The organism is Enterobacter nematophilus (assembly GCF_026344075.1).
Taxonomy (GTDB): domain Bacteria; phylum Pseudomonadota; class Gammaproteobacteria; order Enterobacterales; family Enterobacteriaceae; genus Enterobacter; species Enterobacter nematophilus.
Genome location: NZ_JAPKNE010000002.1, coordinates 498,555 through 514,008, shown reverse-complemented (window position 1 = coordinate 514,008; position 15,454 = coordinate 498,555). Strand labels below are relative to the sequence as shown.

The following is a 15,454-nucleotide window of genomic DNA, read 5'->3' as shown; positions in this document are numbered from 1 at the left end:
TTATAACATTCGTTGACTTCTTCAAGCTTAAATTGACATGACGACTCTGGTTTCTCTCGACAATATTTCGGTCTCCTTTGGCCAGCGCCGCGTCCTCTCTGACGTGTCGCTGGATTTGAAGCCCGGCAAAATTTTAACGCTGCTCGGCCCAAATGGCGCAGGTAAATCCACTCTGGTGCGCGTGGTGCTGGGTCTGGTTACACCGGATGAAGGTGTAATCACGCGCGAGGAAAAATTGCGGATCGGCTATGTGCCGCAAAAATTACATCTGGACGCTACCCTGCCGCTGACGGTAAGTCGTTTTCTGCGTCTGCGTCCCGGCACGCGAAAAGCCGATATTCTCCCGGCGCTGAAGCGCGTGCAGGCGGGCCATCTTATCGACGCGCCGCTGCAGAAGCTGTCCGGCGGCGAGACGCAGCGCGTTTTGCTGGCCCGTGCGCTATTGAGCAGCCCGCAGCTGCTGGTGCTGGATGAACCAACCCAGGGCGTTGACGTCAATGGTCAGGTTGCGCTTTATGATTTGATAGACCAGCTGCGCCGCGAACTGAACTGCGCCGTGCTGATGGTCTCCCACGACCTGCATCTGGTGATGGCGAAAACTGACGAAGTGCTGTGCCTTAACCATCACATTTGCTGTTCAGGCACGCCTGAAGTGGTCTCAATGCACCCGGAATTTATCTCCATGTTCGGCCCTCGCGGCGCTGAGCAGCTTGGCATTTATCGCCATCATCATAATCACCGCCATGATTTGCAGGGACGAATCGTTCTGCGTCGGGGAAATGGACACTCATGATTGAACTGTTACTGCCCGGCTGGCTGGCCGGGGTTATGCTTGCCTGCGCCGCGGGTCCACTCGGCTCGTTTGTGGTGTGGCGCAGAATGTCTTACTTCGGTGATACCCTGGCGCACGCGTCGCTGCTGGGCGTTGCCTTTGGTTTGCTGCTGGATGTGAATCCCTTCTACGCGGTGGTTGTGGTCACGCTGCTGCTGGCGGCCGGTCTGGTCTGGCTGGAGAAGCGCCCTCACCTCGCCATTGATACGCTGCTTGGCATCATGGCGCACAGCGCGCTGTCGCTGGGTCTGGTCGTTGTTAGCCTGATGTCGAATATCCGCGTTGACCTGATGGCCTACCTGTTCGGCGATCTGCTGGCCGTGACGCCGGAAGATCTCATCGCTATTGCCATTGGCGTAATGGTGGTGCTGGGTATTCTGCTGTGGCAGTGGCGGAATTTACTGGCAATGACCGTCAGCCCGGATCTGGCCTTCGTCGACGGCGTGAAGCTGCAGCGCGTGAAGCTGCTGCTGATGCTGGTGACGGCGTTAACCATAGGAGTGGCAATGAAGTTCGTCGGCGCGCTGATTATCACGTCGCTGCTGATCATCCCTGCCGCCACGGCGCGTCGCTTTGCCCGTACGCCGGAGCAGATGGCCGGTGTGGCCGTGATTATCGGGATGATTGCGGTAACGGGCGGGTTAACCTTCTCGGCGTTTTATGACACGCCTGCGGGGCCGTCGGTGGTGCTGTGTGCAGCGGTGTTGTTTATTTTCAGTATGATGAAGAAGACCGCAAATTAACATCGAGGGCGCTGATGCCCTCACCCTGGCCCTCTCCCACAGGGAGAGGGAACAATGGATTACGGCATTGCCGGTGGCGTAATGCCGAAATGATTCCACGCCCGCACCGTCGCCATTCGGCCACGCGGCGTGCGCTGTAAGAAGCCCTGCTGGATCAGATACGGCTCCAGCACGTCCTCAATGGTCTCGCGCTCCTCGCCGATTGCCGCCGCCAGGTTATCCAGGCCAACCGGTCCGCCAAAGAACTTATCCAGCACCGCCAGCAGCAGCTTGCGGTCCATATAGTCAAAGCCTTCGGCGTCCACGTTCAGCATATCCAGCGCCTGGGCGGCAATCTCTGCCGATATGGTGCCATCGTGCTTCACCTCGGCGAAGTCACGCACGCGACGCAGCAGACGGTTGGCAATACGCGGCGTCCCGCGGGAACGCTTCGCCACCTCAAATGCGCCCTCTTCACTCATATCCAGCCCCATGTAGCGCGCGCTGCGGCCCACGATATGCTGGAGGTCCGGCACCTGATAAAACTCCAGACGCTGTACAATACCGAAGCGATCGCGCAGTGGAGAGGTTAACGACCCGGCGCGCGTCGTGGCGCCAATCAGGGTAAACGGCGGCAGATCGATTTTGATAGAGCGCGCGGCCGGGCCTTCGCCGATCATGATATCCAGCTGGTAATCTTCCATCGCCGGATAGAGCACCTCTTCCACGATGGGCGACAGGCGGTGGATTTCGTCAATAAACAGCACGTCATGCGGTTCAAGGTTGGTCAGCATCGCCGCCAGATCGCCCGCTTTCTCCAGCACCGGGCCGGAGGTGGTGCGCAGATTCACGCCCATTTCGTTGGCGACGATATTCGCCAGGGTGGTTTTCCCTAACCCCGGCGGGCCAAAAATCAGCAGGTGATCGAGTGCATCGCCACGCAGCTTTGCCGCCTGGATGAAAATCTCCATCTGGGAGCGAACCTGCGGCTGGCCGATGTACTCATCAAGCAGCTTCGGGCGGATCGCACGATCCACCACGTCTTCTGCCTGAAGGGTGCCTGCCGATACCAGGCGATCTGCTTCAATCATCCTTTACCTCACAATGCAGCGCGCAGCGCTTCACGAATCAGGGTTTCACTGCTGGCGTCCGGTTTAGCAATTTTGCTCACCATCCGGCTGGCCTCCTGAGGTTTATAGCCCAGCGCCACCAGCGCGGCAACCGCTTCCTGCTCGGCGTCATCATCAGAGGCAGGCGCACCAGGAGCAGTCAGAACCAAATCGGCGGCCGGGGTGAACAGATCGCCGTGCAGACCTTTAAAGCGGTCTTTCATTTCGACGATCAGACGTTCTGCGGTTTTCTTACCGATGCCCGGAAGCTTAATCAGCGCCGCGGGATCTTCGCGCTCAACGGCATTCACAAACTGCGGAGCGGACATGCCGGACAAAATCGCCAGCGCCAGCTTCGGCCCCACGCCGTTGGTTTTAATCAGCTCGCGGAACAGGGTGCGTTCCTGCTTGTTGTTAAAGCCGTACAGCAGCTGAGCATCTTCACGCACCACAAACTGGGTAAAGACAATCGCCTCTTTGCCCGCGTCCGGCAGCTCGTAGAAGCAGGTCATCGGCATATGGACTTCATAGCCCACGCCACCCACTTCCAGCAGCACTAACGGGGGTTGTTTTTCAATGATGATGCCTCTGAGTCTGCCTATCACGTGACGCTCCTGCGTTCTGGAAGAAATTAACTGCCGACATAATAAAAAAAGGCTGGATAAACATCCAGCCTGATTTCTGATTATCGTAACCTGCCTCGCGCCAGATTGAGCCGCGACTCGCTCATTTGCATCGCGTTCTGGCTGACGTGACAGTGGGTAATCGCAATCGCCAGCGCATCGGCGGCGTCGGCCTGCGGGTTCGCGGGAAGCTTCAGCAGGGTGCGCACCATGTGCTGCACCTGGCTCTTCTCCGCGCTACCAATCCCCACCACCGTCTGCTTAACCTGACGCGCGGCGTATTCGAACACCGGGAGATCCTGGTTCACGGCGGCAACAATCGCCACCCCGCGCGCCTGACCGAGCTTCAGCGCCGAGTCCGCGTTCTTGGCCATAAAGACCTGCTCGATGGCGAAATAGTCCGGCTGGAACTGAGTGATAATCTCCGACACGCCCGCATAGATGAGCTTCAGGCGCGACGGCAGATCGTCCACTTTGGTGCGAATACATCCACTGCCGAGGTAGGTCAGCTGGCGTCCCACCTGGCGGATAACGCCATAGCCGGTGACGCGTGAGCCGGGGTCAATCCCGAGGATAATCGACATCACGCGTCTCCCGTAAACGGTTTACAGGCTCTCATCAGAGAGTCGCTGCAACCTCATCAGAGATTTCACCGTTGTGGTACACTTCCTGCACGTCGTCGCAGTCTTCGAGCATGTCGATCAGACGCAGCAGTTTCGGTGCGGTTTCTGCATCCATATCCGCTTTGGTGGACGGGATCATGGAGACTTCGGCGTTATCCGCTTTCAGGCCCGCCGCTTCCAGCGCATCGCGCACGGCGCCCATCTCTTCCCACGCGGTGTAGACGTCAATGGCACCATCATCGTAGGTCACCACGTCTTCCGCACCCGCTTCCAGCGCCGCTTCCATGATCGCATCTTCGTCGCCTTTCTCGAAGGAGATGACGCCTTTTTTGCTGAACAGGTAAGCTACGGAACCGTCAGTGCCCAGGTTGCCACCGGTTTTGGTGAACGCGTGGCGCACTTCCGCAACGGTACGGTTACGGTTGTCAGACAGACATTCAACCATCACCGCAGTACCGCCAGGGCCGTACCCTTCATAAATGATGGTTTCCATGTTCGCGTCTTCATCACCGCCCACGCCACGTGCAATCGCACGGTTCAGGGTGTCACGCGTCATGTTGTTGGACAGGGCTTTATCCACCGCCGCGCGCAGACGCGGGTTAGAGGCCGGATCGCCGCCGCCCAGACGTGCCGCTGTCACCAGCTCACGAATAATTTTGGTAAAGATCTTACCGCGCTTGGCATCCTGTGCCGCTTTGCGGTGTTTGGTGTTGGCCCACTTACTATGACCTGCCATAAAAAGTTCTCCAAAAATCGCGCCTTCTCAGGCCGCGTTAATTACAAATTCTTCAATCGCCTGCCGGTTGCTCCACGACTTGGTCAGTGCGGCGGCATCCGCCGCGTTCACCCAGCGGTAGTTCAGGTGTTCGGTAAACACGATCTCCCGCTCATGGGGGAGCGCGAGACAGAACCACGACTCCGTGTTGCGCTCAATGCCCGGCGCATAGCGATGACGTAAATGGCTAAAAATTTCAAACTCCACCGTACGCTGACAGTCCTTCAGGGTCAGTTGCTCATGAGCGACATCAATGGTGACCTCTTCCTTTACTTCACGCGCGGCGGCCTGCGGCGCGGTCTCCCCCTCTTCCAGGCTGCCGGTAACCGACTGCCAGAAATCAGGATCGTCGCGCCGCTGCAACATCAGCACCCGCTTCGTGTCTTCTGCATAAATGACCACCAGGACAGAAACGGGAAGCTTATATGCCATATCAGTTTTTCTCTTCCTTCTTCACCACTTCAATGCCCAGCTCGGCCAGCGCTGCCGGGTTGGCAAAGCTTGGCGCTTCGGTCATCAGACACGCTGCGGCAGTGGTTTTCGGGAAGGCAATAACATCACGAATGTTATCGGTGCCGGTCAGCAGCATGGTCAGACGGTCAAGACCGAAGGCCAGACCCGCGTGCGGCGGCGTGCCGTATTTCAGCGCGTCCAGCAGGAAGCCAAACTTCTCGCGCTGCTCCTGCTCGTTAATGCCCAGAATGCCGAACACGGTCTGCTGCATGTCACCGCTGTGAATACGCACGGAACCGCCGCCCACTTCGTAGCCGTTGATGACCATGTCGTAGGCATTCGCAACAGCATCTTCCGGTGCCGCTTTCAGCTCTGCCGCCGTCATGTCTTTTGGCGAAGTGAACGGATGGTGCATTGCGGTCAGGCCGCCTTCACCGTCGTCTTCAAACATTGGGAAGTCAATAACCCACAGCGGCGCCCACTTGGTTTCGTCGGTCAGGTTCAGGTCTTTGCCGAGCTTCAGACGCAGCGCGCCCATCGCATCCGCAACGACTTTCTTGTTGTCTGCGCCGAAGAAGATCATGTCGCCGTCCTGCGCACCGGTGCGTTCGAGGATCGCTTCCACGATGTCCGCGTTCAGGAACTTCGCTACCGGGCTGGTGATCCCTTCCAGACCTTTCGCGCGCTCGGTCACTTTAATATAGGCCAGGCCTTTCGCGCCGTAGATCTTAATAAAGTTGCCGTAGTCATCAATCTGCTTACGGCTCAGCGCCGCACCGCCCGGTACGCGCAGGGCAGCCACGCGGCCTTTCGGATCGTTAGCCGGGCCCGCGAATACCGCGAACTCAACGGCCTTCACCAGGTCTGCCACGTCCACCAGCTCCATCGGGTTACGCAGGTCTGGCTTGTCGGAGCCGTAGCGACGTTCCGCTTCGGCAAAGGTCATGATCGGGAAATCGCCCAGCTCAACGCCTTTCACGTCGTTCCACAAGCTACGCACCAGGGCTTCCATCACCTCACGCACCTGTTCGGCGGTCATGAAGGAGGTTTCCACGTCGATCTGGGTAAATTCTGGCTGACGGTCAGCGCGCAGGTCTTCGTCGCGGAAGCACTTAACGATTTGATAATAGCGATCGAAGCCGGACATCATCAGCAGCTGTTTGAACAGCTGCGGTGACTGCGGCAGCGCGTAGAATTTACCTTTATGAACGCGGGATGGCACCAGGTAATCGCGCGCGCCTTCCGGCGTGGCTTTGGTCAGCATCGGGGTTTCGATATCGAGGAAACCGTGGTCATCCATAAAGCGACGCACCAGGCTGGTGATTTTCGCACGGGTTTTCAGGCGCTGGGCCATTTCCGGACGACGCAGATCCAGGTAGCGGTATTTCAGACGCGCTTCTTCAGTGTTGACGTGGTTGGAGTCCAGCGGCAGCGCTTCAGCACGGTTGATGATAACCAGATCGGAGGCCAGCACTTCGATAGCGCCCGTAGCCATGTCGGCGTTAACGTTTTTCTCGTCACGCGCACGCACGGTGCCGGTGACCTGAATGCAGAACTCATTACGCAGTTCAGAAGCCAGCTTCAGCGCTTCTGCGCGATCCGGGTCGAAGAACACTTGGACGATACCTTCACGGTCGCGCATATCGATGAAGATAAGGCTACCAAGATCACGACGACGGTTGACCCAACCACACAGGGTGACCTGCTGTCCGACGTGGGACTGACGCAGCTGCCCGCAATATTCTGTACGCATGAGATATCCCTTAATTAGCCGCAGGCTAAATGTCGCCTGGTATGCAGGCTACTATGTCGCAGCTTTCTGTATGTCACAACTGGATGAAAAAAGGCGGCTATTATACTGGAAATTCCGCCGGACGATAAGAGCGAACCACCGCCAGACGGTCGTTTGCTGCACTCTTATTGCGCATTCTCACAAAAATTAACAAAATTATCCGACCGATAACAGGTCATCACGTCGTAAGGTGTTACGGAAGTGATTAATTTACCTGGAGTGACGATGTTAACACTTGATGCCCGCAAAACCGCGCTTGTGGTGATTGATTTACAGGAAGGGATCCTGCCCTTCGCCGGTGGCCCACATGCAGCGGATGAAGTCGTCAGCCGCGCCGCTCGCCTGGCCGAGAAATGCCGCGCCAGCGGTGCTCCTGTGGTCATGGTGCGCGTCGGCTGGTCCGCTGATTTCGCCGAGGCGTTAAAACAGCCCGTTGATGCCCAGGCGCCCGCGCATGCCCTGCCGGAAAACTGGTGGACGTACCCGGTGTCGCTGGGCAAACGCGACAGCGATATCGAAGTGACCAAACGTCAGTGGGGCGCCTTCTACGGGACCGACCTTGAGCTGCAGCTTCGCCGCCGCGGTATCGACACCATTATTCTGTGCGGCATATCCACCAACATCGGCGTGGAATCCACCGCCCGTAACGCCTGGGAGCTGGGCTTTAATCTGGTGATTGCCGAAGATGCCTGCAGCGCGGCTTCCGCTGAACAGCATCAGGGCAGCATGACCCATATCTTCCCGCGCATCGGACGCGTGCGCAGCACGGATGAGATTTTAAGCGCGCTATGATGTACGTGGGCCTGCCCCAGTGGTCGCACCCGAAATGGGTGCGCCTGGGCATCACCAGCCTTGAAGAGTATGCCCGACACTTCAACTGCGTCGAGGGTAACACCACGCTGTACGCCCTGCCCCGCGCGGAGATTGTCGAACGCTGGCGGGAGCAAACGACGGACGATTTCCGTTTCTGCTTTAAGTTTCCGGCGACCATCTCCCACCAGGCCGCGCTGCGCAACTGCGGGGACTTAACGGAAGAATTTTTCACGCGCATGTCGCCGCTGGCTAACCGCATCGGGCAATACTGGCTCCAGCTTCCCGCCACCTTTGGCCCGCGCGACCTGCCCGCGCTGTGGCAGTTCCTCGATGCGCTACCTGGCGACTTCACCTATGGCGTTGAAGTCCGGCACCAGGACTTTTTCGCGAAAGGCGAAGCCGAAAAAGCGCTTAACCGCGGCCTGCTGGATCGTTCCGTTAACCGCGTGATCCTTGACAGTCGTCCGGTGCACAGTGCGATACCGCATAGCGAGGCTATCGTTGAAGCGCAGCGTAAAAAACCGAAAGTGCCGGTTCACGCCATCGTGACCGCGCAGAACCCAATGGTCAGGTTCATCGGCAGCGACAACATGCAGCAAAATCAGGCGATGTTCGCCGTCTGGCTGCAAAAACTCGCGAACTGGGAGCACACCACCACGCCGTACCTCTTTTTGCATACGCCGGATATCGCTCAGGCGCCGGAACTGGTCGATGCTCTGTGGCAGGCCTTGCAGGCTGCGGTGGCGTCCGTGGGCAGCGCCCCTTCCATCCCACAACAATCTTCTCTTTTCTGATATCACCCCCTATCATAGTGAAGTGCCATCTGCCAAAAACAGGGAGTTAGTATGGTCAGCGCGCTGTATGCGGTGTTAGGTGCATTACTGCTGATTAAATTTTCATTTGATGTTGTGCGCCTGAGGATGCAGTACCGCGTCTCTTACGGCGACGGCGGGTTCTCCGAACTGCAAAGCGCTATCCGCATTCACGGTAATGCGGTGGAATACATCCCCGTTGCCCTCATCCTGCTGCTGTTTATGGAGATGAATGGCGCGGAAACCTGGATGGTGCATATTTGTGGCCTGATGCTGATTGCCGGCCGGTTAATGCATTATTACGGCTTTCACCACCGTTTATTCCGCTGGCGTCGTTCCGGCATGAGCGCGACCTGGTGTTCGCTTTTGCTGATGGTGCTGGCTAACCTGTGGTATATGCCGTGGGAGTTGGTTTTCTCCCTCCATTAGCGCACAATACGCCACTTTATTTTTCCCGGATTTTTACGTTATGTCAGATCGCGACACGCTTTTTTCCGCGCCTATCGCCAGCCTGGGCGACTGGACCTTCGATGAACGGGTAGCCGAAGTCTTCCCGGATATGATCCAGCGCTCTGTTCCCGGTTATTCCAATATTATCTCTATGATCGGTATGCTGGCTGAGCGCTTCGTTCAACCCGGTACGCAGGTCTACGACCTGGGCTGCTCGCTAGGCGCGGCAACGCTGTCGGTACGTCGTAACATTCATCACGATGGCTGCCGAATCATTGCCGTCGATAACTCCCCGGCCATGGTGGAACGCTGCCGTCGCCATATTGATGCGTACAAAGCGCCCGTTCCGGTGGACGTGGTGGAAGGCGATATCCGCGAGATCGAGATTAACAACGCCTCGATGGTGGTGCTGAATTTTACCCTGCAGTTCCTGGTGCCTGAAGACCGCCAGCTGCTGCTGGACAAAATTTACCAGGGGCTGAATCCCGGCGGCGCGCTGGTGCTGTCTGAGAAATTCAGCTTTGAGGATGCCAAAGTAGGCGAGCTGCTGTTCAACATGCACCACGATTTCAAACGGGCGAACGGCTACAGCGAGCTGGAGATCAGCCAGAAGCGCAGCATGCTCGAAAACGTGATGCTGACGGACTCCGTGGAAACCCATAAAGCGCGCCTGCACAAAGCCGGGTTTGAGCACAGCGAACTGTGGTTCCAGTGCTTTAACTTTGGCTCTCTGGTGGCGCTAAAAGCCGGGGATGCCGCATGATTGAATTCAGCAACTTTTATCAGCTGATTGCTAAAAACCATCTTTCCCACTGGCTGGAGACCCTGCCGGCGCAGATTGCCGCCTGGCAGCGCGACCAGCAGCACGGCCTGTTAAAACAGTGGTCAAATGCCGTGGAGTATCTGCCGGAACTGACCCCGCATCGTCTGGATCTTCTGCACAGCGTAACCGCCGAGAGCGAAGAGCCGCTCCCGGCCGGGCAGATCAACCGCATCGAAACGCTGATGCGTAATTTAATGCCGTGGCGTAAAGGGCCGTTTTCGCTGTACGGCGTGAACATCAATACCGAGTGGCGGTCAGACTGGAAGTGGGATCGCGTTCTGCCGCACCTTTCCGATCTGACCGGGCGCACCATTCTGGACGTGGGCTGCGGCAGCGGTTACCACATGTGGCGCATGATTGGCGCTGGCGCGCATCTGGCGGTCGGCATCGACCCGATGCAGCTCTTCCTGTGCCAGTTTGAAGCGGTGCGAAAACTGCTCGGCAACGACCAGCGCGCGCACCTGCTGCCGCTGGGCATTGAGCAGCTCCCTGCCCTGAAAGCGTTTGATACCGTCTTCTCCATGGGCGTGCTGTATCACCGTCGTTCCCCGCTTGAACACCTGTGGCAGCTCAAAGATCAGCTGGTCAGCGGCGGCGAGCTGGTGCTGGAAACGCTGGTGATTGAAGGCGATGAACATGCCGTGCTGGTGCCGGGCGATCGCTACGCGCAGATGCGCAACGTTTACTTCATCCCGTCCGCGCTGGCGCTGAAAAACTGGCTGGAGAAATGCGGGTTTGTGGACGTGCGCATTGCCGACGTCTGCGTGACGTCTATCGAAGAGCAGCGCCGCACCGACTGGATGATCACCGAATCGCTGGAGCAGTTCCTCGACCCGGCCGACCACAGCAAAACCGTTGAAGGCTATCCTGCACCGATGCGTGCGGTGCTGATTGCGACCAAGCCGTAGTTTTACCCCTCACCCTAACCCTCTCCCCACAGGGGAGAGGGGACTGCACGGTGCGGTCTTTTCACCCTCGCCCCTTTGGGGAGAGGGGCATAGATAAAAAAAGGCCCCTGTGTAATTGGCAGGGGCCTGGTACAAGCAAGCATCATATTGGGCGACATGATGCGCGGTAAAAATCGGTACGTTGCTACACGTGATGACGCTCAATCAGCGACTTCATTTCCGCAACCGACTCTCCCTCTACGCCGTAGCGTGAATACTCATCCGCTTCAGCATCCGTCGACATTGACAGCCCTGTATTGCGATAACGCATGGGTGAAGGTATCCATTTACCCGCAGAGCTGTGAAGCTCTTCCACCCCGGCGTTTAAAAACCGTTCCAGATTGCTGGCACGGACTCCCGCACCCGCCATTATTATTGGAACACCGGAATGTGCTTTTAGTTCCGTAATTAATTGCAGTCCTTTTTCAGCCGAAGACTGCTGCCCCGATGTCAGGACGCGCGCCACGCCAAGTTCGGCAAGCGTATCAAACGCTTGCAGAGGATCTTTACACATATCAAACGCACGGTGAAAAGTGACGGCCATCCCTTTAGCGACGTCCATCACCTGGCGCATGCGCGGCAGATCGACATGTCCGTCTTCATCAAGCAGGCCGGTCACCAGGCCGGGAAACCCCAGGTCGCGAACAAGGGCGATATCTTCAAGCATGGCACTGAACTCGCCCGCCGTGTAACAAAAATCGCCGCCGCGAGGACGAATGATTGGATGTACCGGAATGGTGACCGCCTGGCGGGCAGACTTCAACACGCCGTATGAAGGCGTTAACCCCCCTTCTTTCGGGGCAGCGCACAGTTCAATACGGTCCGCTCCCATCTTTTGCGCCGTTACGGCACACTCCACGCTGTAACAACAAATCTCCAGCAGCGCCATCTGCTTCTCCTTAAAATCAGCTTAACGCGCCATCATGGCACGCCTCTCGGTTCGGGTCCTGGCGACGAGTCACAACTCTCAGGCTTCGCTGGCAACGATCTGCTCAATGGTCCAGGGATGAAATTTCACGGTCACCTGCCCGTCCGTCACGGCCAGCGTCGGGTTAGGCAGACGCTCGCGCTCGCCTTTGGGTGAACTCGTCTTCACAAAAATCCCCGGCTTGCTTAATCCGTCGTCTGACAGCAGGGCCAGGGCGCGCGCGTTCAACGTTTCCGGCTCACCCGGAAGGACGATTTCAATATGCTCCCAGCCTTCGTGCGGATAGCGTTTCTCGCCCGGCCACGGCAGTTCAACCACGGTGAACTGCCAGTGCGCCACGTTCACCGGCTCATGCAGCTTAAAAAGGCAAATGGGGCGTCCATTGATGATGTTCTCAGAGAGCAGCTCGCCGCACTGTTCAAACCCGCGACGCCAGCGCTCGGCGGTGGCGTTCTGGTGACAGCGCAGCGAAATGTGATCCGCCTCAAGCGGCGCGATATCCAGACCAAGACGGGTGGCAAGTTCTGTGAACGCCTTTGTGAAGCGCGGTAAATCTGCGGAAATATCATGCAGTTCGTCGATGGATTGCCAGTTCGCCATAAGTCAGTCTCTTTTCGTGTCGCAAAGCCGCTAATTTACTCCGTTGCCCCGTTTTGACCAACCGCAGAATCCGGCTTTTTATGATTGCATGGTTATGCACGCTTTCTTAGCCTGGATTCTGAGCAATCTTCAGGCCCCGCAATGCTGACGCCAGAAGGCATTTGCAGTATACTCCCGCCCTAAATTCTTTAACTGGCGCGGGCGGTTGTAAGCCCGCATCTAAAACGTAAGGTATCCAGGTGAATATTCAGGCTCTTCTCTCCGAAAAAGTCAGTCAGGCACTGATTGCCGCAGGCGCGCCTGCGGATTGCGAACCGCAGGTTCGTCAGTCAGCAAAAGTACAGTTTGGCGACTATCAGGCTAATGGCGTGATGGCAGTGGCTAAAAAACTGGGCATGCCGCCGCGACAGCTCGCTGAGCAGGTACTGACGCATCTGGATCTCTCCGGCATTGCCAGCAAAACCGAAATTGCCGGTCCGGGCTTTATCAATATTTTCCTTGAGCCTGCATTCCTGGCGAGCCACGTTGACGCGGCGCTGAAGTCTGACCGTCTGGGCGTTTCCCAGCCGGAAGCGCAGACCGTGGTGGTCGACTACTCTGCCCCGAACGTGGCGAAGGAGATGCACGTAGGCCACCTGCGCTCCACCATCATCGGTGACGCCGCGGTGCGCACCCTTGAGTTTCTCGGTCACAAGGTGATCCGCGCGAACCACGTGGGCGACTGGGGCACCCAGTTCGGCATGCTGATTGCTTACCTGGAAAAACAGCAGCAGGAAAACGCGGGCGAGATGGCGCTGGCGGATCTGGAAGGGTTCTACCGCGAAGCCAAAAAACACTACGACGAAGACGAAGCCTTTGCCGAGCGCGCGCGCAGCTACGTGGTGAAGCTGCAGGGCGGCGATCAATACTTCCTCGAGATGTGGCGCAAGCTGGTTGATATCACCATGTCCCAGAATCAGCTTACCTACAACCGTCTGAACGTGACCCTGACACGCGACGACGTGATGGGTGAAAGCCTCTACAACCCGATGCTGCCCGGCATTGTGGCGGACCTGAAAGCCAAAAACCTGGCGGTGGAGAGCGAAGGCGCAACGGTGGTGTTCCTTGATGAGTACAAAAACAAGGAAGGCGAACCGATGGGCGTGATTATCCAGAAAAAGGATGGCGGCTACCTCTACACCACTACCGATATCGCCTGCGCGAAATACCGTTACGAAACCCTGCACGCCGACCGCGTGCTGTACTACATCGACTCCCGTCAGCACCAGCACCTGATGCAGGCGTGGACTATCGTGCGTAAAGCCGGTTACGTGCCGGACTGCGTGCCGCTGGAACACCACATGTTCGGCATGATGCTGGGTAAAGACGGCAAGCCGTTCAAAACCCGCGCGGGCGGCACCGTGAAGCTTTCCGATCTGCTGGACGAAGCGCTGGAACGCGCCCGCCGTCTGGTGGCCGAGAAGAACCCGGACATGCCTGCTGACGAGCTGGAAAAACTGGCCAATGCCGTCGGTATCGGCGCGGTGAAATACGCGGATCTGTCCAAGAACCGCACCACCGACTATATCTTCGACTGGGACAACATGCTGGCGTTTGAAGGCAACACGGCGCCGTACATGCAGTACGCCTATACCCGCGTGCTCTCCGTGTTCCGTAAGGCGAACATTGATGAAAGCGTGCTGGCGAATGCGGCAGTGACCATCACGGAAGATCGCGAAGCGCAGCTGGCGGCGCGTCTGCTGCAGTTCGAAGAAACGCTGACGGTTGTCGCGCGTGACGGGACGCCGCACGTGATGTGTGCCTACCTGTACGATCTGGCGGGTCTGTTCTCCGGCTTCTACGAGCACTGCCCTATTCTGTCCGCAGAAAATGAATCGGTGCGCAACAGCCGCCTGAAGCTGGCTCAGCTGACGGCGAAGACCCTGAAGCTGGGTCTGGATACCCTGGGTATCGAAACCGTAGAACGTATGTAATACAAAAAACCCGGCAGTCGCCGGGTTTTTTATTATCAGAAGTATTTCCGCAAATACTCCGTCAGACACAGAATCGCCATCGCCTGTCCGTACGGCATAGACGTCAGCGGGATCTGGCGATAAAACTCAAGATCGCTGCCCATGCCCGTACCGAACGACGTTTGCAGCAATTCCCCTTCCGACGAGATATTTTTCACGATGCCGCGAATCGCTTTTTCAGCAACGTCAGCATATTCAGGCTCAACGTAGCGCTTCCTCACCGCTTTCAGGATCCCGTAGGCAAAACCGGCCGTAGCGGATGCCTCCAGGTACGAGTTCGGATCGTCCAGCAGCGTATGCCACAGGCCGCTCTCGCCCTGACATTTCGCCAGCGCGGCAATCTGCGCATTTAATACCTGTACCAGGTAGCGGCGCACGGCGTTGTTTTCAGGCAGATCAACCAGTTCGAGGAAGTCGGGGATCACGATGGTGAGCCAGCTGTTACCGCGCGCCCAGCGGGCATTGGCAAAGTTATGGTTGCCGTCGTAATTCCAGCCGTGGAACCACAGCCCGGTCTCCCGGTCCATCAGATTCTGCACGTGCAGCAGGAACTGATACACCGCCTCTTCAACGTACTCCGGTTTGTTGAGCAGCTTGCCGATTTTCGCCAGCGGCAGCACCGTCATCATCAGCGTATCGTCCCACATCTGCTGATGGTTCTCTTCCGCCAGCGTGATGTGCTGCATGCCGCCATGTTCGGTGCGCGGCATTTCAGTCATCGCCCACTCCGCCCAGCTTTCCAGCCACGGCAGCCAGGCCGGGTTTTTGGTCTCTTCGTAGCGATAGGCCAGCGTCAGGAACGGCGACATGGTATTGACGTTTTTGGTGGTGGCGCCTTCCGCAAAGCGGTCGGTAAACCAGCTGTCGATAATGTTACGCATCCCTTCGTCGCCGGTCTGGCAGTAGTACTGCCAGATACCATACAACCCGACGCCGTGTGTCCACTCCCATCCGGCCCAGCCTTTGGTGTCGATCACGCGTCCGTCGTCCAGCCGCAGCAAAAACTCCCCCGTTTTGTCGTGGATATTGACCAGGTTGTGCGTCACCTTTTGAATCAGCGATTTCAGCTCATCCCTGGCAATAAAGCGTTCGGGCTGGCGCAATAACGGGCTATGTTTGACAGGCCAAACTTTCATCATC

General features: G+C 57.6%; 17 protein-coding genes. 8 read left to right on the top strand and 9 right to left on the bottom strand.

Translation table 11 applies throughout. The features are described from left to right. Nucleotides 1-37 precede the first annotated feature (37 nt). On the top strand, nt 38-793 hold the full coding sequence (znuC, locus tag OSH03_RS09100) for a zinc ABC transporter ATP-binding protein ZnuC (protein WP_014884314.1): 756 nt from the start codon (nt 38-40) through the stop codon (nt 791-793). After that, nucleotides 790-1,575, top strand: a complete 786-nt coding sequence (gene znuB, locus OSH03_RS09095; protein ID WP_266178858.1) for a zinc ABC transporter permease subunit ZnuB — start codon at nt 790-792, stop codon at nt 1,573-1,575. The genes znuC and znuB overlap by 4 nt, the downstream gene beginning before the upstream one ends. 59 nt (nt 1,576-1,634) lie before the next feature. Here znuB and ruvB read toward each other — a convergent pair whose 3' ends face one another. The 6 genes from ruvB to aspS form a co-directional block, all read right to left on the bottom strand. Beyond that, nucleotides 1,635-2,645, bottom strand: coding sequence for a Holliday junction branch migration DNA helicase RuvB (gene ruvB, locus OSH03_RS09090; protein WP_061097874.1), 1,011 nt, complete (start codon nt 2,643-2,645; stop codon nt 1,635-1,637). Between the two features lie 8 nt (nt 2,646-2,653). Then, nucleotides 2,654-3,268: a Holliday junction branch migration protein RuvA gene (gene ruvA, locus OSH03_RS09085; protein ID WP_061097873.1), complete on the bottom strand. Its 615-nt coding sequence runs from the start codon at nt 3,266-3,268 to the stop codon at nt 2,654-2,656. Between the two features lie 80 nt (nt 3,269-3,348). Beyond that, nucleotides 3,349-3,870: a crossover junction endodeoxyribonuclease RuvC gene (gene ruvC, locus OSH03_RS09080; protein ID WP_003859749.1), complete on the bottom strand. Its 522-nt coding sequence runs from the start codon at nt 3,868-3,870 to the stop codon at nt 3,349-3,351. Between the two features lie 34 nt (nt 3,871-3,904). Beyond that, a complete protein-coding gene (locus tag OSH03_RS09075; protein ID WP_003859747.1) occupies nt 3,905-4,645 on the bottom strand; it encodes a YebC/PmpR family DNA-binding transcriptional regulator in 741 nt (246 codons plus the stop codon). 27 nt (nt 4,646-4,672) lie between these two features. Continuing rightward, on the bottom strand, nt 4,673-5,116 hold the full coding sequence (gene nudB / locus OSH03_RS09070) for a dihydroneopterin triphosphate diphosphatase (protein ID WP_059353978.1): 444 nt from the start codon (nt 5,114-5,116) through the stop codon (nt 4,673-4,675). Between the two features lies 1 nt (nt 5,117). Further along, on the bottom strand, nt 5,118-6,890 hold the full coding sequence (gene aspS, locus OSH03_RS09065) for an aspartate--tRNA ligase (RefSeq protein WP_061097871.1): 1,773 nt from the start codon (nt 6,888-6,890) through the stop codon (nt 5,118-5,120). Nucleotides 6,891-7,154: 264 nt separating this feature from the next. Here aspS and OSH03_RS09060 point away from each other — a divergent pair, with 264 nt between their 5' ends. From OSH03_RS09060 to cmoB, 5 genes are read left to right on the top strand one after another with little or no spacing between them, the layout of a single operon-like run. After that, nucleotides 7,155-7,721: a hydrolase gene (locus OSH03_RS09060; protein ID WP_047367817.1), complete on the top strand. Its 567-nt coding sequence runs from the start codon at nt 7,155-7,157 to the stop codon at nt 7,719-7,721. After that, nucleotides 7,718-8,536, top strand: a complete 819-nt coding sequence (locus OSH03_RS09055; RefSeq protein WP_266178857.1) for a DUF72 domain-containing protein — start codon at nt 7,718-7,720, stop codon at nt 8,534-8,536. The genes OSH03_RS09060 and OSH03_RS09055 overlap by 4 nt, the downstream gene beginning before the upstream one ends. Before the next feature lie 51 nt (nt 8,537-8,587). Continuing rightward, the gene (locus OSH03_RS09050; protein WP_028013630.1) at nt 8,588-8,983 is read left to right on the top strand and encodes an MAPEG family protein; all 396 of its coding nucleotides are present in this window, start codon (nt 8,588-8,590) and stop codon (nt 8,981-8,983) included. A gap of 40 nt (nt 8,984-9,023) precedes the next feature. Further along, nucleotides 9,024-9,767, top strand: coding sequence for a carboxy-S-adenosyl-L-methionine synthase CmoA (gene cmoA / locus OSH03_RS09045; RefSeq protein ID WP_045260318.1), 744 nt, complete (start codon nt 9,024-9,026; stop codon nt 9,765-9,767). Then, nucleotides 9,764-10,735: a tRNA 5-methoxyuridine(34)/uridine 5-oxyacetic acid(34) synthase CmoB gene (gene cmoB, locus OSH03_RS09040; RefSeq protein ID WP_266178856.1), complete on the top strand. Its 972-nt coding sequence runs from the start codon at nt 9,764-9,766 to the stop codon at nt 10,733-10,735. The genes cmoA and cmoB overlap by 4 nt, the downstream gene beginning before the upstream one ends. A 184-nt stretch (nt 10,736-10,919) precedes the next feature. On the opposite strand, the gene cutC is transcribed toward cmoB, so the two are convergent. After that, the gene (cutC, locus tag OSH03_RS09035; RefSeq protein WP_266178855.1) at nt 10,920-11,663 is read right to left on the bottom strand and encodes a copper homeostasis protein CutC; all 744 of its coding nucleotides are present in this window, start codon (nt 11,661-11,663) and stop codon (nt 10,920-10,922) included. A 78-nt stretch (nt 11,664-11,741) separates the two neighbouring features. Beyond that, nucleotides 11,742-12,302 (bottom strand): VOC family protein, encoded by a 561-nt coding sequence (locus OSH03_RS09030; RefSeq protein ID WP_151412591.1) that lies wholly within the window; start codon nt 12,300-12,302, stop codon nt 11,742-11,744. A 239-nt stretch (nt 12,303-12,541) separates the two neighbouring features. Here OSH03_RS09030 and argS point away from each other — a divergent pair, with 239 nt between their 5' ends. Further along, nucleotides 12,542-14,275: an arginine--tRNA ligase gene (argS, locus tag OSH03_RS09025; protein ID WP_061097865.1), complete on the top strand. Its 1,734-nt coding sequence runs from the start codon at nt 12,542-12,544 to the stop codon at nt 14,273-14,275. A 35-nt stretch (nt 14,276-14,310) separates the two neighbouring features. Here the strand turns inward: argS and bglB are convergent, their stop codons facing one another. Further along, entirely contained in the window at nt 14,311-15,450 is a 1,140-nt protein-coding gene (bglB, locus tag OSH03_RS09020) for a beta-galactosidase BglB (protein WP_266178931.1), read from the bottom strand. Nucleotides 15,451-15,454: the final 4 nt, after the last annotated feature.

Excerpts from the sequence above, each read along its gene's own strand:
- znuC (WP_014884314.1), top strand. The coding sequence starts at position 38 with ATGACGACTCTGGTTTCTCTCGACAATATTTCGGTCTCCTTTGGCCAG.
- znuB (WP_266178858.1), top strand. The coding sequence starts at position 790 with ATGATTGAACTGTTACTGCCCGGCTGGCTGGCCGGGGTTATGCTTGCC.
- ruvB (WP_061097874.1), bottom strand. The coding sequence starts at position 2,645 with ATGATTGAAGCAGATCGCCTGGTATCGGCAGGCACCCTTCAGGCAGAA.
- ruvC (WP_003859749.1), bottom strand. The coding sequence starts at position 3,870 with ATGTCGATTATCCTCGGGATTGACCCCGGCTCACGCGTCACCGGCTAT.
- OSH03_RS09075 (WP_003859747.1), bottom strand. The coding sequence starts at position 4,645 with ATGGCAGGTCATAGTAAGTGGGCCAACACCAAACACCGCAAAGCGGCA.
- nudB (WP_059353978.1), bottom strand. The coding sequence starts at position 5,116 with ATGGCATATAAGCTTCCCGTTTCTGTCCTGGTGGTCATTTATGCAGAA.
- aspS (WP_061097871.1), bottom strand. The coding sequence starts at position 6,890 with ATGCGTACAGAATATTGCGGGCAGCTGCGTCAGTCCCACGTCGGACAG.
- OSH03_RS09060 (WP_047367817.1), top strand. The coding sequence starts at position 7,155 with ATGTTAACACTTGATGCCCGCAAAACCGCGCTTGTGGTGATTGATTTA.
- OSH03_RS09055 (WP_266178857.1), top strand. The coding sequence starts at position 7,718 with ATGATGTACGTGGGCCTGCCCCAGTGGTCGCACCCGAAATGGGTGCGC.
- OSH03_RS09050 (WP_028013630.1), top strand. The coding sequence starts at position 8,588 with ATGGTCAGCGCGCTGTATGCGGTGTTAGGTGCATTACTGCTGATTAAA.
- cmoA (WP_045260318.1), top strand. The coding sequence starts at position 9,024 with ATGTCAGATCGCGACACGCTTTTTTCCGCGCCTATCGCCAGCCTGGGC.
- cmoB (WP_266178856.1), top strand. The coding sequence starts at position 9,764 with ATGATTGAATTCAGCAACTTTTATCAGCTGATTGCTAAAAACCATCTT.
- cutC (WP_266178855.1), bottom strand. The coding sequence starts at position 11,663 with ATGGCGCTGCTGGAGATTTGTTGTTACAGCGTGGAGTGTGCCGTAACG.
- OSH03_RS09030 (WP_151412591.1), bottom strand. The coding sequence starts at position 12,302 with ATGGCGAACTGGCAATCCATCGACGAACTGCATGATATTTCCGCAGAT.
- bglB (WP_266178931.1), bottom strand. The coding sequence starts at position 15,450 with ATGAAAGTTTGGCCTGTCAAACATAGCCCGTTATTGCGCCAGCCCGAA.